Below are 14,427 nucleotides of genomic sequence, written 5' to 3'. Positions count from 1 at the left end.
ATGAAGACCAAATTCAGATACATAGCCATAGCGATAGCATTTGCAGGAGCGCAGGAAGCCTTCGCGCAAAAGAAGGACGAAAACATAGGTACCGAGGTGGTAAACGTGGTAAAGCCCTACACCCCGACCATATCGGATGCGTTTAAGGTAAAGGAAACACCTGTTATCGAAGACGACGAGGATACAAAAAAGGAAGAGATAAAATATAACATCTTCTCATTCCCGGTAGCATCCACTTTTGCCCCGGCAAAGGGCAGGGCAGCCGCCGTTGACAAGGAAGCCAAAGAGAAATACTTTAATAACTACGCTACATTGGGTGTGGGCAATTACGGTACCATCAACGCCGAATTGTTCGTGACCGAAAATGTAAGCGATACCGATTACATGGGCGGGATGCTGCGCCACCTGTCATCGCAGGGCGGAATTAAAGATGTAAAGTTAGATGACCAGTATTACAACACCGCACTGGATCTTACTTATGGCAGCCGCCAGCAGGGCTACAATTGGAGTACTGATTTGGGTTACCAGCGCCAGACCTATAACTGGTACGGGCTTCCGTTGGATTATGTAACTTTTACGCCCGAAGCCATTGCAGCTATCGACCCGCAGCAAACCTACCAGACGTTTTATATTGGTGGGAAAATAGCAACGAAGGATAGTTTCTTCCATAATGCATCGGCGCAGTACAAACGCTTTTGGGACGCATACGGATCGGCAGAGAACCGTTTTTTCATAACGCCATCACTCGATATTCCTATTATGGATGAAAAAATAAAAGTCGATTTCGTGGCCGATTATGTGGGAGGGTCTTTTGATAAAGACATTACTAATCTTGCCGACCTTAGCTACAGCCATTTTAATTTGGGCGTACAGCCAAGCCTGCTTTACCAGAAAGAAGACCTGTCGGTACAATTGGGTGCCGGGATCTTCTATAGTATGGGCAAAATGAACAATGATTCAGACAACAAGATATTTGTTTACCCGCAGGTAAAAGCATCGTATAAAGTAGTTGGCGACCTTATGGTAGCCTATGCCGGTGCCGAAGGAACATTGCGCCAGAACTCGTATGCCGATTTCGTAAGCCAGAACCCGTTTGTTTCGCCAACGCTTATAGTTGCCCCAACCGACCAGAAATATGACATTTATGTTGGGCTTAAAGGCAAGTTGGCAAGTACAGTAGCCTATAATGTGCGCGGGTCGTATATGAATGAGGACAATCACGCATTTTTCCTTAATAATGCAGCACTTGGTACTGTGGCTGATGCTATGGGATATTCCAACGGCAACTCTTTTGGTGTGGTATATGACAACCTGAAGACAATCAGCTTCTTTGGAGAACTGAAAGCAGATTTCTCACAGAAAGTACATTTTGGAATTAACGGAACTTATTTTAGCTATTCCACTGAAAACCTTCAGGAAGCATTCAACCTTCCGCAGATAAAAGGCGGTGCAAGCCTTGATGTGGATATCACCGACAAATGGTATGCGGGTACGAACATCTTCTTTGTAGGTGACAGGAAGGATATGGTTTTTAACGAAAATACCCAACTGGAAATTGTCACCCTTAAAAGCTACTTCGACCTTAACGCCCATGCCGGGTACAAATACAACGAGCGCCTTACCGGCTTCCTGAAACTGAACAACATTACCGGCCAAAACTACGAGCGTTGGGTAAACTACCAGGTGCAGGGCTTCCAGTTTTTGATAGGGGCATCGTATAAGTTTAATTTCTAACAACCTGCAAGGTTTTCAAAACCTTGTAGTTTGATAATAGCCTGTAGCATGTTTTGTTACAGGTTTTTCGTTTAATTTATACCTACAAGGTTCCAAAACCTTGCAGGATCAAAAGATATGGACACACTCAAACAAAAAACACTCGCCTACTACAAACAGCAGGCAGAAGACCGCATCGATGCCTTCCGTGATATGATCGTTGCCCTTACCGAAGATGCTTCCAATGATGCTAAAGGCTCGGCGGGCGATAAGCACGAAACGGCGCTTTCCATGATGCACCTGGAACAGGAAAAGCTCAATCACAAGATGAAGGAGTTCCTGGATCAGAAAGCCATCCTTGACAAAATAAACCCCGAGATCGTACACTCTAAGATAGCATTAGGCAGCCTGGTGAAAGCCAATAACCTCTATCTCTTTGTAAGCGCCGCACTCCCAAAGATAATCATCGAAGGCATTAACATAATAGCGCTTTCTCCGCAATCTCCTTTAGGAATGAGGATGATGGGGATGAAGGAAGGGGATGAATTTGAGGTTGGTACGACAAAATATAGAATTGAACAGGTACAATAGTTTCATATATCAGCCCTGCATAAAAATCTCTGGTCATCCGCTAAATCCGCAGCCTGTCCCGCTTTTAGCATCATCATCCGTGTTCCATAATTCTAACCATCTTAAAGATGGTTTTTTTATGATTTGTAATCGCCTTCTGATGAAATCCGCTATTCAACTTACTTAATTGCTTAATTTGTTTATTTATAATTACAAATTGTAATTGAAAACACTTTTATGATTTTATAATTGAAACTAAAAATACAATTTTGTCTTGCTGAACATAACTGATGAGCACGTTCAGCCGCCAATTTAAAACAGAGACAATATGTGTGGAATTTTAGCAATTATCGGTAAGGGAAAAGACGAGGCATTGGTTAAGCAGCTTTCAAAAAGGATGTCGCACCGCGGCCCGGACGAAAGCGACCTTCATGTAACAGAAAAAGGGCACATACTGAGCCACGAGCGACTTTCGGTAATTGATCTCCATACCGGCAAACAGCCTATACAGGGAACTAAAAGCGCCTGGATGGTGCACAATGGCGAAATTTACAACCACCGCAAGCTGCGCGATACCGTGCTGAAAGGCCATACATTCCGCACTACATCGGATTCAGAAGTGATCGTGCACCTCTATGAGGAATACGGATACGATTTCTGCAACCTGCTGGATGGCATGTTTGCTTTTGTAGTGATAGATGGCGACGATTTTATTGCGGGGCGCGACCCGCTTGGCGTAAAGCCTTTGTATTACGGCCTTGACGAGAGGGGCAGGATTTATTTCGCTTCAGAAATGAAGTCGATAGCCGACCAGTGCCAAACGTTCTCTACCTTCCCCCCGGGGCATTACTATACGCCGCAGACCGGTTTTGTAAAATACTACAGGCCTCAGTGGGAGGATGCATCAAAAGCAGTGGAAGCTGTCGATCTTGAAGCTATTCGGAAAACCCTTACCCAGGCCGTAGAAAAAAGGCTGATGAGCGATGTTCCCATCGGGGTGCTGCTTTCGGGCGGGCTCGATTCGTCGCTTACTTCTTCCATCGCCGCAAGGCTGATGAAGGATAGCGGGCAGGTGCTGCATTCCTTTTCTATAGGGTTGGATGCAATGGCGCCGGATGCCGTTGCAGCACGCAAGGTGGCAGAGTTTTTGGGCACAGAACATCACGAAGTGCATTTTACGATAGAGCAGGGGATAGCGATTCTGGATAAACTGATATGGCACCTTGAAACCTATGATGTAACATCGATACGTGCAAGCACGCCGATGTACTTCCTTTCGAAAGCAATTACCGATATGGGCATAAAAGTGGTATTGTCGGGCGAAGGTGCCGATGAGATTTTTGGTGGCTACCTGTACTTCCGCAATGCGCCATCGCCATCGGACTTCCAGAAAGAGACCATTGAAAGGGTGCAAAAGCTCTTTACAGCCGATCTGCTGAGGGCCGACAAAAGCACCATGGCGCACGGGCTTGAGGCACGCGTTCCGTTCCTGGATAAGCAATTTCTGGAGCTTGCCATAAAGATCAATCCTGAAGATAAGCAGCCAAAGACCTACGATGGCGTTGAAAAATACATATTACGCAAAGCCTTTGATACCCCGGAGCAGCCCTATCTGCCGGATGAGGTGCTTTGGAGGCAGAAAGAGCAGTTTAGCGATGGCGTAGGCTACAGCTGGATCGATACGCTGATAGAATATTGCTCTGCACAGGTTACCGACGCAGAGCTTGAAAACGCCGAGCAGCGTTTCCCTTACAATACACCTGTTACCAAGGAGGCCTATTTTTACAGGTCGGTTTTCCATAAGCATTTCCCGCAGGTGAGCGCGGCGCAAACGGTTAGGAAATGGATACCGAAGTGGCAGGAAAATACAGACCCGAGCGGAAGGGCCAATGCGGCGCACGTACATGCCGACACCGCAATTGCCTGTGCGAAGGCAGAAGTATAATTTCAGGTTTTTTGGAATTTAGTTTGTTTGTTTGTAGAAAAACGCCCCGACGAGCCGGGGCGTTTTTTGTTTGTTAACAGCCTTGCAACTGACCGGGTTTTTATGTAAAATTGGATATGGAAAAGACACCGCTTTATACAATTGGCCATGGCACGCGTAAAGCTGAGGATTTCCTTGTATTGCTGAACCGCTATAGTATCAAATACCTCGTTGATGTGCGGTCGGTGCCTTATTCGCGGTTTAATCCCCAGTACAGGCAGGCTGCATTGAAAAGCTTTTTGGAGGTAAACGGCATTACCTATGTCTTTATGGGTGATGCGCTTGGGGGCAGGCCGAAAGACAAAACCTGTTATAACGAAAAGGGCAGGGTCGACTATTCGGTTATCAGTACCAAACCTTTTTTTAGGGACCGTATAGAACGGTTAAAGCAAGCCTGCGCCGGTAACATCAGTCTTGCCATAATGTGCAGCGAAAGCAAGCCGTCAGAATGCCATCGCACACATCTCATCGCTAATGTACTGGCTTCTGAAGGGATCGATGTGCTGCATATTGACGAAAAAGGGAATCTGTTGATACACAATTTGACTGACGGCACCCAGGGCAGTCTAACGCTATTTTAAGGCCATTTTTCTAAGGGATTATCACTACTTTTAAAATATCCTCAACAGGCCGGAAGTTTTAATAAATTGTTAATAACTTACTTCCCAAAACAGCCCGTTTTGTGGCATAATCGCCTTCACTTCCTTATATTTGTTCGTTAAACTTAAAATCCGTTTAAGAACCAAATTTTTATGAGTGAGGAGATAAAGAAAAACAGTTATTCAGCAGACAGTATTCAGGCGCTTGAGGGGATGGAGCACGTAAGGATGCGCCCTTCGATGTACATAGGAGATGTGGGGGTGCGCGGTTTGCACCACCTTGTTTACGAAGTTGTAGATAACTCTATTGATGAGGCCATGGGCGGGCATTGCGACACTATCGGTGTGGCGATCAATGAGGACGGCTCTATAACCGTTGAAGATAATGGCCGTGGTATCCCGGTCGACCTGCATAAAAAAGAAGGCGTTTCGGCTCTTGAGGTAGTAATGACCAAGATTGGCGCCGGCGGTAAATTTGACAAAGATTCCTATAAAGTTTCCGGTGGTCTCCATGGTGTGGGTGTATCTGTAGTGAATGCACTTTCCAACCACATGCGCTCTACCGTTTTCCGCGAGGGCAAAATATACGAACAGGAATACGAAAGGGGTAAAGCGCTTTACCCGGTTAAGCAGATAGGTGAGACCGAAAGAAGGGGTACTACCCAAACGTTTTACCCGGACCCGACTATCTTTACCCAGACCATTGAATTCTCATACGATACCCTTGCGGCCCGTATGCGCGAACTGTCGTTCCTTAATAAAGGGATTACCATAACGCTTACTGATAAGAGGGAAAAGAATGATAAAGGCGAGTATGTATCGGAAGTTTTCCATTCGGACGAAGGACTGAAAGAATACATCCGTTTCCTGGATGCCAACCGTGAGCCTATTGTTTCGCACGTTATCAGCATGGAGAGCGACAAAGGCGAGGTGCCGGTAGAGGTGGCGCTTATCTATAACACGAGCTACACCGAGAATATCTTTTCGTATGTAAATAATATCAATACCCATGAAGGAGGTACCCACTTATCAGGCTTCCGTCGTGGATTGACCAATACGCTTAAAAAATATGCCGACAGCTCAGGCTTGTTGGATAAGCTGAAATTCGAAATTTCTGGTGATGACTTCCGTGAGGGGCTTACGGCCATTATTTCGGTAAAAGTTGCGGAGCCGCAGTTCGAAGGCCAGACCAAGACCAAATTGGGTAACCGTGAGGTAGTGGCCCCGGTAAGCCAGGCGGTGAGCGAAATGCTTGAAAATTACCTTGAGGAAAACCCTAACGATGCCCGTGTGATTGTGCAAAAGGTTATCCTTGCGGCACAGGCACGCCACGCTGCCAAAAAAGCGCGTGAAATGGTGCAGCGCAAAACCGTTATGGGCGGCGGCGGGCTTCCCGGCAAGCTGAGCGACTGCTCTGAGCAGGATCCGGAAAAATGCGAAATATTCCTTGTAGAGGGTGACTCTGCGGGGGGTACTGCAAAACAGGGCCGAGACAGGGCATTCCAGGCGATATTGCCGTTGAGGGGTAAAATCCTTAACGTAGAAAAAGCGATGCACCACAAAGTGTTCGAGAACGAAGAGATACGCAATATATTCACTGCTCTTGGTGTGACCGTAGGTACTGCCGAGGACAGCAAGGCGCTTAACCTTGAAAAGCTGCGTTACCACAAAGTAGTGATCATGTGTGATGCCGACGTTGACGGCAGCCACATTGCCACGTTGATCCTTACGTTCTTCTTCCGTTTCATGAAAGAGCTTATTGAAGGCGGTCACGTTTACATCGCGACACCTCCTTTGTATCTGGTGAAAAAAGGAACCAAAAAAGAATATGCATGGACGGATAACCAGCGCGACCTGATCTCTGAAAGGATGGGTGGCGGTACGGCCATACAGCGTTATAAAGGTCTTGGTGAGATGAACGCCGAGCAGCTTTGGGATACCACAATGGACCCTGAGTTCCGTACACTTCGCCAGGTAAGCATCGACAGCCTTGCAGAGGCCGACAGGATATTCTCAATGCTTATGGGCGATGAAGTTCCGCCAAGAAGGGAATTTATTGAGAAGAACGCTGCTTATGCCAAAATTGATGCATAAGCCGTTTCTGAAAGGTTTGTTCGCGGTTTTGCTCCTGGTTTCGGGCAGGGCAGCTGCGCAGGCAGACCAGGAAGCTATAATGCAAATAGGGCATCTTCTTAACGATGCCCTGTTTTTTTCAGATAAGTACATTACTCCCGCTACCGATGCCGCTGTTTACCAGTCGGTTTCAGGATGGATAACTACCCCAAAGAAAAGGGATTTGTGGGAGGTGTCGTTCGGCCTGCATACTAATGTGTTTTTTACGCCGCAACGCGACAGGAATTTTACCATTAATAACAGCGATTTCACCTTCTTCCAGTTAGAGCAGGGAACATCGGCCACCGTACCTACCGCGTTGGGCAATGACCACCAGGTATATTTGACGGGCACTTTGGGCAATAGCCCGGTACGCCTGGAAACACCACAGGGCATCGATATGGAAACGGTTGCCTATCCTTATTTGCAGGGGGCTTTAGGCTTATGGTATGGCACAGATCTTTTGGTAAAATATTCTCCTAAGGTAAAGCTCAAAAAAAGCGATTACCAGGTATATGGTGTTGGCCTGAAGCACAGTTTCAGCCAGTATTTCAAAAGCCTTGAAGCAAAAAAATAAACCTTGCGGCATCGGTGTCGTATAGTAAAGAGGATGTTGAATTCAGCTTCCTTGATGTGAAGACGGATTACGGTACGCTGGGCATAAATACCATCAACGGGCTTGTGGATACCTGGCAGGCGCAGGTGAGTGGCTCAAAGGAATTTGGCCGTTGGGAGGTTATGGCAAGCTTTATGGTGAATACCAGTGATTTTAAATACAAAGTAGGCGGCCCTAAAGGCACTATAGAAAATACACTTCCTTTACAGCAGATACTAAACACCCGCCTTCATGAGATCTATAAAACAAAGGTGAATTACATAGGCGAAGCATCGCTGAGGTATAATATTGGCAGATTTGATGTACAAACTATACTTGCTTTTGGTAAATTTGTCAATGCAAACATATCATTACAATATACTATTAAAAACAACAACAAACCAGAAATACAAAATTAGATTATGAAAGTAACAATAGTAGGCGCCGGTAACGTAGGCGCTACATGTGCAGATGTTATTTCCTACAGGGGAATTGCGAGTGAAGTGGTTTTGCTTGATATTAAAGAAGGCTTTGCAGAGGGCAAGGCAATGGATATCATGCAGTGTGCTACTACTACAGGGTTCAATACAAGGGTGAGCGGTGTAACCAACGATTATGCTAAAACGGCCAACAGCGATGTGGTTGTAATCACTTCGGGAATACCGAGAAAACCGGGTATGACGCGCGAGGAGCTTATCGGCATCAATGCGGGCATCGTTAAGTCGGTGGCTGAGAATGTACTTCAGCATTCGCCAAACACAATTATAGTTGTAGTTTCTAACCCTATGGATACCATGACCTATCTTACGCTGAAAGCTACAGGCCTTCCGAAAAACAGGATCATCGGTATGGGTGGGGCGCTTGACAGCTCACGTTTTAAATATTATTTATCAAAAGCGCTTGACAAGCCGTCTAACGATGTTCAGGGGATGGTAATTGGTGGTCATGGTGATACGACTATGATACCGCTTACAAGGCTTGCTTCATACAACGGAAGCCCTGTTTCGAATTTCCTTTCACAGGATGTGCTTGACAAAGTAGCTGCCGACACTATGGTGGGCGGTGCTACGCTTACAGGCCTTTTAGGTACGTCAGCATGGTATGCACCGGGAGCATCGGTGGCTTACCTTGTAGACAGCATCCTGAACGACCAAAAGAAAATGATCGCATGCTCAGTGTTGCTTGAAGGCGAATACGGGCAGGAAGATATCTGCATGGGTGTTCCGTGCATTATCGGTAAGAACGGCCTTGAAGAGATTGTTGATATCAAGCTGGATGAAAAAGAAAAAGCATTGTTCGCGAAAAGCGCCGATGCAGTAAGGGCAATGAACGGTGACCTGAAATCGGTTCTGGCATAATCCCTTAAAGTATATAAAATATAAAAGCCGCTTATACATAGCGGCTTTTGTTGTTTTTATGAGTCACCAACATGCGTATTTCCCCTGTGTTTGTGGTTGTCCGGATGCGATGCCGGATAGCGGTCCTCATCCACATCAGAATTGAAGTCGCGGTTCTCTGCTGTTTCTACATCTTGCGCTTCATTGGCTGTGCCGCGGCTTTTATCTACCACGGCGCCGTCACCGCGGGTGGTCTTGTCGTCCAGGCTTACCGGCGGCGCCTGTTTTTCATCCACATCACGGGCACGCTGTACGGTTTCCATATCGCCATCCTCATTCTTTTCAAGCTCCATTTTTAGCTTATCTTTAGAAGGATCATAGTTCTTCGGCAGGTTATCCCCGCTAAAGCCTTCATTTTTATCGCTTTGCTTTTCCTGGTTCCCTATCTTTTTTGAACCTAAGTCTTTAGGGTCGTCTGTTCCTCCTGGTGCCATAATAATGTTTTTAGGTTATCTGAAATTCAGTATAAAGTTATAATGCGAGTTCACGATATCATTCACGGTGCGCTCAAGCGAAGGCTTCAGGTCGGTGTAGCCGTCTTTCAGGTTTCCTGAAGAATTAAAATAGTCAGGGATCTTATATTTAGCCAGTGACTCGCCATCGGCATATATATCTTCTACGTTAAAAGCAAGTGTGTACCTGTTCTCTTGGAAGGTAATCTTTAATGTATACCGTATCTTATGCTCAAAAGCCTCGCCACGGTTCCTGTAAAAGAATCCGTTTTTTTTGAAGGCGCTCACTGTTATCGAATTGCCGGTGACATTGGTAATGTCAGCGCCCTTTTCGCGCCTGTTGTAATCCTGCACCCATGCTTTTGTCACCTCAATAAGCTTATCGTTTGGAGTTGCCGGAATAGTCACCTCAATAGGATCGAATCCATAAGGCTGCAGTTCCATTTTCGGAGGCTGTGCCAGGGCAGTAACCGAGATCAGTAAAAAGAGCAGCTTATACATTATCAGGCTTTTTTAAGGGCTTTTTCAAATTCATCTTTTATCATCCCTGTCGAAACAAGGAAAGGCTTTTTAGTGATATCAATATTGATATTATCGCCCTCGATGGTATAAGTACCTTCAAAATCACCAACAGGCGTTTCGCCTGAAAAATTTCCCTGCCGCTCGTCTCCGCTTACTTTGCCTTTATCACCAACGGTGCTTTTTATCTTATTTAAAAGCTGAGATTTATCACCCGGATAGTTGACTGTAAATTGCCCCATGATCTGTTATATTTAAGTTTGATACGTAAATATAGCCAATCCGGAACCGATAAGTGTTTAGCTTATGTTAAAGGTATTTACGGCTGGATGACAAACCCGCCTTTTTCCGCATCGAAGATAATGCCGGGGTCGTTAAACAAGGTGTCAAATACCTTTTGCTCAATGAGGTTTTTAGGTGAGTCCTGAATGGTGTTTCCGTTTGCCATTACAATGATTTCATCGCTCATCTGCAATGCCAGGTCAAGGTCGTGGGTAGAGTAGAGGATACATTTACCGGTTTCCAAAGCCAGTTTTTTAAGGAGACGCAGGAGGTTTACCTTATGCAGCAGGTCAAGGTGTGTGGTAGGTTCGTCAAGGATAATAAGCGGTGTATCCTGTGCCAGCGCACGGGCTATCAGCACCTTTTGCAATTGGCCGTCGCTTATCTCATGGTGCTTTTTTTGTGCTAACGGTGCTGTCTGCGTAAGTTCCAGCGCCTTTTCCACCAGTTCGTGGTCTTCCTCCGACAGCGACCCCAGCCAGTTGGTATACGGCTGCCTGCCAAGCGCTACCAATTCGAATACCGTAAGGTTGCTTGGAGGGAGGCTTTCGGTTAAAACAATACTGAGGTTATGTGCCAGCTCTTTTTGCGAATAGGCGGCCAGGTCTTTATTGTTGAGAAAAATGCTTCCCTGCAGTGGCGGCTGTATCCCTGTCAGTGTCCGCAGCAATGTCGATTTCCCTATTCCATTGGCACCGATAAGTGCTGTAAGGCTGCCCTGTGCCAAGTTTAGGGTAATATCGCTGGCAATAACATTCGTGTTTTTACCATAAGTATAACCGATGCTTAAATCCTTTGCAGATAATATGGTTCCCTGTTTTTCCATCAGCTGAATACTCCTTTCTGTTTGCGCATTAGCAGCCATATCACTATGGGTGCACCTACAATTGATGTTATGGCGTTGATGGGGAGTACAAATTCACTTCCCGGCAATTGCGTAAACGTGTCGCAGATAAGCAGTATGATAGCCCCTGACAGCAGCGTTGCCCAAAACAACGTAAAGTGGCTGCTCGTCCGGAAAGCCAGCTTGGCAATATGGGGCACGACCAGTCCTATAAAAGCAATGGGGCCCGCAAAGGCGGTAATGCAGCCCGTAAGCAGGCTTGTAGAAAGTATGATGATGAATCGTGTCTTTTTAAAGTTTATGCCCAGGCTTTTCGCATAACGCTCGCCCAATAACAGCGCATCGAGCGGCTTAATGCAAAATGCAGACAGTATTAATCCTGATAGTACAACCACCCCTAATACAATAATAGTGCTCCACGGCAAATTCCCGAGGCTGCCCAAAGCCCAAAAAGTATATTTCTGCAATTGCTCTGCCGTGCTGAAGTAGGTGAGTACCCCCACAATTGCGCCTGTAAAGCTGGAAAACATCAGCCCGATGATCAGTATCGCCATGGTGTCACGAAGGCGCTGCGCCACAACAAGGATGGCAAGCAGTGCCAAAAAACACCCGGCTATTGCGGCTAAAACAATGCCATAGGGCGAAAGGAAAAAGCCTGCCAGTGCGCCTGGCAAAAATCCCGCGCCCAGTATTACAAAAGCAACTCCCAGGCTGGCTCCCGATGTCAGTCCTAATACATCCGGGCCGGCAAGCGGGTTACGGAAAAGCGTCTGCATCAAAAGCCCACTCACCGATAATCCCATACCTACAAGCAGCGCGGTGACGGCTTTAGGGAGGCGGTAACTAAGTATTATATAGTCCCATGCAGGTTTGGAGGCATTGCCGCCGGTCAGCGTATCGAATACTTCACCCACAGGGATATTTACAGCGCCCATGCTGATATTAACCAAAAAGAGGAACACCAGCGCAATGCCCAGTGTGGTAAAAATAGCTATGTTCCGCTTTCTGTTTTGCATTATTTCAGCCTTTCAAAAAATTGAAGTTTATGGTTTGGCAGCAATTCAGGGTGCAGTATATGTACCAGGTCTTTCAGCACTAAATCAGGGCGGTTGGGTGCCAGCTCATAATAAATAAGCCCGCCGGTCGCGCCTTTTTTATTGCCGAACGAATAGACCTGCTTGTTTTTAAACGCTTTGAATTGTGCATAATGCGGATTGGCATCCGTCATCTCCTTTAAAGAAGTATATTGGCTCGGGCCGATCCAGAAGTCGGCATTTTCTGCTTTATCAAGCACTGTCTCAAACGAAAGGCTGAGGCTGCCCGTCCCATCCGAATCTGCCCAAAGGTAACTTGCCCCCGCATCTTTCAGGAACAGCGATGCCCAGCTTCCGCCCTGTGGCATCAGCCATTGATTATTGTATATGGCGCCGCAAAGCACCGTGGGTTTTACAGTTACCTTTTTAGCCAGCTCTTGTGCGGCATTATATTCTTTTTCGATGTTGGCAAAAAGTTCGTCGGCTTTGTCTTCCAGGCCATACAGCGCCCCAAAGAATTTTATCCATTCGGCTTTGCCGAGGGGCGATTGTTCGGTCCAGTCGCCGTTATACAGTATTTTCATCCCGCTTTGCTGCAGGTTGTCCATCGTCTTGTTGTGGCTGCTGATGCTGAAGCCAACCAAGGCATCGGGGTTAAGGTCGAGCATCACTTCAGTGTTCAGGCTTTCATTCTGGCCGGCCTCCTTCACCTTGCCGGAATCAATTCTTGCCCGTGTTTTTTCCGATGAGATAAAATCAATCCCCGGAAACCCTATAAGCGTGTTTTCAACCCCCAGCATTTCCAGAGAAGGGATGTGGGTAGTAGAGGTTACAACTACGGTTTTCAGCGGCACTTGTATAACGGTATAGTTCTTCAGGCTGTCGGGCAGCACCGTGTTTTTCTTCTGCATTACATAGGTAAAGGTGTCTGTTGCATCCGGCCACGGGTTGGTGACCTTCACGACAGTATACCCTTGGTATCTGTAAATTTCGAGGCCTTTGGCATGCTTCACCGAATTATCAACAATGGTCGAAGCGTGTTTAATAACCTGGTTTTCTTTTTTGCATCCCGCTAAGGCCAGGGCGGTAAGGAACACTATGCAGAATAATTTTTTCATGAAAATGCGATTGGTGCAAATGTATAAATTATAAAGGTTTTTGCCACCAAACTTGTCCCGCGATTGGCGGGATTACACAAATTACACACATTCTTTGTTTGAGGGTGTTTATTTGGGCGTGCCGGCTCCGTGCCTACGCCGTCCGGCTATCGGCTATACCCCTCCGCTGCGCTACGGGGATACCGCCTCTATCCGTCACGCGAACTACACTCCTGCTGAATTGTTACGCCCCTTCAGGGCTATTTCATAAGAACCGTCTAAAACCATGGGCGATGCCCATGGCTAATTTGTGTAACCCCGTTGGGGTTTATTGACGATGTAATTTTTTAAAATCCTGTAATGTATAAGAGGATTAATTACGAGTTAGAGACTTTTACAGCAAGGCATTTGTAATTCAGCTTATGGCAACCCCAACGGGGTTAAATACACTAGCCCCGGGCAACGCCCGGGGAAAAATAAAGGCGTACACATCCAAGCCCTGAAAGGGCGAAACAATCAGGGTTAAAGCTGACTTCCAAAAGTTCAGATAGTTTCCTTCATAGCCCCGACCAAGCCGGTATCCCCGCCTTTTTCGGCGGGATAAAGGCGAGGGCAGGAAAATGGACTGCAAAAATGCCTAAGCCATTCGCTCCTAATAAAGTTTTTTAGGAATGAATACGTTGTGCCTGCTGTACATGCCTTTGGTTATGATAGGCCATAAACCGCAATGCATCGCCGAGCCTTAGCTTTATGAGTTTTGTGAATGTAACCGGTATGCCTGCCACATTCAGGTCTGCCGACCCTGCCGATTCAATTATTCCCAGCAGCTGTGTTTGTGTTTCGATGAATTGGGAAATTACTGCTTTGTCCAGTTTGCTGCCTGAAGGATTCATCGCGGTGAATGTTTTCATTTTTTTGCCGCCTTCTTTCGGGATGACCATTTTTACCAGGTAATTGCCCCAAAGCCCGCTTTTGAATATGGGGTTGGTTTCTGTTCTTGAGGTAGTAAGATGCCTTCTCAATTCAGGTAGGTAAAAAGCAGAATACCGGTTCAGGTGCTCCAGGCATTCCAGTATGCTCCACGATCCGGGTGATGCCTTAAAGTTTAGCTGCTCTTCGCTAAGGGTAAGAAAATGTGCTGCGGTGTTGCTGTTGTCCTGCGTAATCTTTTCGAGTTCCTGTAACAGGCTTTTACTGCTTGTTTTCATGATTGATGATTTTAGTGCAAA

Annotated in this window: 15 protein-coding genes; 8 read left to right on the top strand and 7 right to left on the bottom strand. The window is 46.4% G+C overall.

Translation table 11 applies throughout. From position 1 onward, the window contains the following. From HYN59_RS17120 to mdh, 8 genes are all read left to right on the top strand, one after another. Entirely contained in the window at nucleotides 1–1,734 is a 1,734-nt protein-coding gene (locus HYN59_RS17120; RefSeq protein ID WP_108779443.1) for a TonB-dependent receptor, read from the top strand. 117 nt (nucleotides 1,735–1,851) lie between these two features. After that, a complete protein-coding gene (locus tag HYN59_RS17115) occupies nucleotides 1,852–2,304 on the top strand; it encodes a hypothetical protein (protein ID WP_108779442.1) in 453 nt (150 codons plus the stop codon). A 307-nt stretch (nucleotides 2,305–2,611) separates the two neighbouring features. Next, nucleotides 2,612–4,228 (top strand): asparagine synthase B, encoded by a 1,617-nt coding sequence (asnB, locus tag HYN59_RS17110; protein ID WP_108779441.1) that lies wholly within the window; start codon nucleotides 2,612–2,614, stop codon nucleotides 4,226–4,228. Between the two features lie 116 nt (nucleotides 4,229–4,344). Continuing rightward, on the top strand, nucleotides 4,345–4,848 hold the full coding sequence (locus tag HYN59_RS17105; RefSeq protein ID WP_108779440.1) for a DUF488 domain-containing protein: 504 nt from the start codon (nucleotides 4,345–4,347) through the stop codon (nucleotides 4,846–4,848). A gap of 171 nt (nucleotides 4,849–5,019) precedes the next feature. Then, nucleotides 5,020–6,960 carry a DNA topoisomerase (ATP-hydrolyzing) subunit B gene (gyrB, locus tag HYN59_RS17100; RefSeq protein WP_108779439.1) on the top strand — a complete coding sequence of 647 codons (1,941 nt, stop codon included), beginning with the start codon at nucleotides 5,020–5,022 and terminating at the stop codon, nucleotides 6,958–6,960. After that, entirely contained in the window at nucleotides 6,953–7,555 is a 603-nt protein-coding gene (locus HYN59_RS17095) for a DUF6588 family protein (RefSeq protein ID WP_146185976.1), read from the top strand. Before gyrB ends, HYN59_RS17095 begins: the two co-directional genes overlap by 8 nt. Nucleotides 7,556–7,569: 14 nt before the next feature. Then, the gene (locus tag HYN59_RS17090; RefSeq protein WP_108779437.1) at nucleotides 7,570–7,992 is read left to right on the top strand and encodes a DUF6588 family protein; all 423 of its coding nucleotides are present in this window, start codon (nucleotides 7,570–7,572) and stop codon (nucleotides 7,990–7,992) included. Nucleotides 7,993–7,995: 3 nt separating this feature from the next. Next, nucleotides 7,996–8,931, top strand: a complete 936-nt coding sequence (gene mdh, locus HYN59_RS17085) for a malate dehydrogenase (protein ID WP_108779436.1) — start codon at nucleotides 7,996–7,998, stop codon at nucleotides 8,929–8,931. A 56-nt stretch (nucleotides 8,932–8,987) separates the two neighbouring features. Here the strand turns inward: mdh and HYN59_RS17080 are convergent, their stop codons facing one another. The 7 genes from HYN59_RS17080 to HYN59_RS17050 all read right to left on the bottom strand — a co-directional run bounded on the left by HYN59_RS17080 (nucleotide 8,988) and on the right by HYN59_RS17050 (nucleotide 14,406). Then, nucleotides 8,988–9,404 carry a hypothetical protein gene (locus HYN59_RS17080; protein ID WP_108779435.1) on the bottom strand — a complete coding sequence of 139 codons (417 nt, stop codon included), beginning with the start codon at nucleotides 9,402–9,404 and terminating at the stop codon, nucleotides 8,988–8,990. A 15-nt stretch (nucleotides 9,405–9,419) separates the two neighbouring features. Continuing rightward, entirely contained in the window at nucleotides 9,420–9,923 is a 504-nt protein-coding gene (locus HYN59_RS17075) for a hypothetical protein (RefSeq protein WP_108779434.1), read from the bottom strand. Between the two features lie 2 nt (nucleotides 9,924–9,925). After that, the gene (locus tag HYN59_RS17070) at nucleotides 9,926–10,183 is read right to left on the bottom strand and encodes a hypothetical protein (RefSeq protein WP_108779433.1); all 258 of its coding nucleotides are present in this window, start codon (nucleotides 10,181–10,183) and stop codon (nucleotides 9,926–9,928) included. A 77-nt stretch (nucleotides 10,184–10,260) separates the two neighbouring features. Next, nucleotides 10,261–11,049 (bottom strand): ABC transporter ATP-binding protein, encoded by a 789-nt coding sequence (locus HYN59_RS17065; RefSeq protein WP_108779787.1) that lies wholly within the window; start codon nucleotides 11,047–11,049, stop codon nucleotides 10,261–10,263. After that, a complete protein-coding gene (locus tag HYN59_RS17060) occupies nucleotides 11,049–12,083 on the bottom strand; it encodes an iron ABC transporter permease (protein WP_108779432.1) in 1,035 nt (344 codons plus the stop codon). The genes HYN59_RS17065 and HYN59_RS17060 overlap by 1 nt, the downstream gene beginning before the upstream one ends. Further along, complete coding sequence (locus HYN59_RS17055; protein WP_108779431.1) at nucleotides 12,083–13,219, bottom strand: ABC transporter substrate-binding protein; 1,137 nt, start codon at nucleotides 13,217–13,219, stop codon at nucleotides 12,083–12,085. The genes HYN59_RS17060 and HYN59_RS17055 overlap by 1 nt, the downstream gene beginning before the upstream one ends. Before the next feature lie 644 nt (nucleotides 13,220–13,863). Next, nucleotides 13,864–14,406, bottom strand: a complete 543-nt coding sequence (locus tag HYN59_RS17050) for a DinB family protein (RefSeq protein WP_108779430.1) — start codon at nucleotides 14,404–14,406, stop codon at nucleotides 13,864–13,866. Between the last annotated feature and the right edge of the window lie 21 nt (nucleotides 14,407–14,427).

This window comes from Flavobacterium album, assembly GCF_003096035.1.
Classification (GTDB): Bacteria; Bacteroidota; Bacteroidia; order Flavobacteriales; family Flavobacteriaceae; genus Flavobacterium; species Flavobacterium album.
This window is presented reverse-complemented; position numbering and strand designations above follow the sequence as displayed.